This window comes from Paraburkholderia sp. JHI869, from assembly GCF_038900775.1.
Taxonomy (GTDB): domain Bacteria; phylum Pseudomonadota; class Gammaproteobacteria; order Burkholderiales; family Burkholderiaceae; genus Paraburkholderia.
In genome coordinates, this window is record NZ_JAYMSC010000089.1 from 1 (window position 1) to 1,406 (window position 1,406).

1 rRNA gene is annotated in these 1,406 nt (G+C 53.4%); it reads right to left on the minus strand.

Annotated features, from left to right (window positions below):
- Window positions 1–1,406 (minus strand): 23S ribosomal RNA (locus tag VSR72_RS43970); the annotation flags it as partial.

The window sequence follows — 1,406 nt, forward strand, 5'->3', positions numbered from 1 at the left end:
CTGGCCTCACACCCTTGAATTCCGCGCCCGGATTTGCCAAAGCGCCTTCTCCAATGCAAGGACCGGGACTTCCAACACCCGGACAACCTTCCGCGATCCGTCCCCCCATCGCATTCAACAATGGTGCAGGAATATTGACCTGCTTCCCATCAGCTACGCATTTCTGCCTCGCCTTAGGGGCCGACTCACCCTACGCCGATGAACGTTGCGTAGGAAACCTTGGGCTTACGGCGAGGGGGCCTTTCACCCCCTTTATCGCTACTCATGTCAGCATTCGCACTTCCGATACCTCCAGCACGCTTTTCAACGCACCTTCGCAGGCTTACGGAACGCTCTCCTACCATGCGTGCAAAGCACGCATCCGCAGCTTCGGTATATGACTTAGCCCCGTTACATCTTCCGCGCAGGACGACTCGATCAGTGAGCTATTACGCTTTCTTTAAAGGGTGGCTGCTTCTAAGCCAACCTCCTGACTGTTTTAGCCTTCCCACTTCGTTTCCCACTTAGTCATATTTGGGGACCTTAGCTGGCGGTCTGGGTTGTTTCCCTCTTGACACCGGACGTTAGCACCCGATGTCTGTCTCCCGTGATTGCACTCTTCGGTATTCGGAGTTTGCTATGGCGACGTAATCCGCAATGGACCCATCAACCATGACAGTGCTCTACCCCCGAAGGTGATACACGAGGCACTACCTAAATAGTTTTCGGAGAGAACCAGCTATTTCCAGGTTTGTTTAGCCTTTCACCCCTATCCACAGCTCATCCCCTAACTTTTCAACGTTAGTGGGTTCGGTCCTCCAGCACGTGTTACCGTGCCTTCAACCTGGCCATGGATAGATCACCTGGTTTCGGGTCTACACCCAGCGACTGAACGCCCTGTTCGGACTCGCTTTCGCTACGCCTGCCCTATTCGGTTAAGCTTGCCACTGAATGTAAGTCGCTGACCCATTATACAAAAGGTACGCCGTCACCCCTTGCGAGGCTCCGACTGTTTGTATGCATGCGGTTTCAGGATCTATTTCACTCCCCTCCCGGGGTTCTTTTCGCCTTTCCCTCACGGTACTGGTTCACTATCGGTCGATCACGAGTATTTAGCCTTGGAGGATGGTCCCCCCATCTTCAGACAGGATTTCACGTGTCCCGCCCTACTTGTCGCATACCTAGTTCTTCCATTCCGCCTTCGCCTACGGGGCTATCACCCACTATGGCCGCACTTTCCAGAGCGTTTGGCTGACGGTACAGATAAAGAATGCAGGCTGGTCCCATTTCGCTCGCCACTACTTTGGGAATCTCGGTTGATTTCTTTTCCTGCGGCTACTTAGATGTTTCAGTTCGCCGCGTTCGCTTCACATGACCTATGTATTCAGTCATGGATACTCCATTCGGAGTGGGTTTCCCCATTCGGA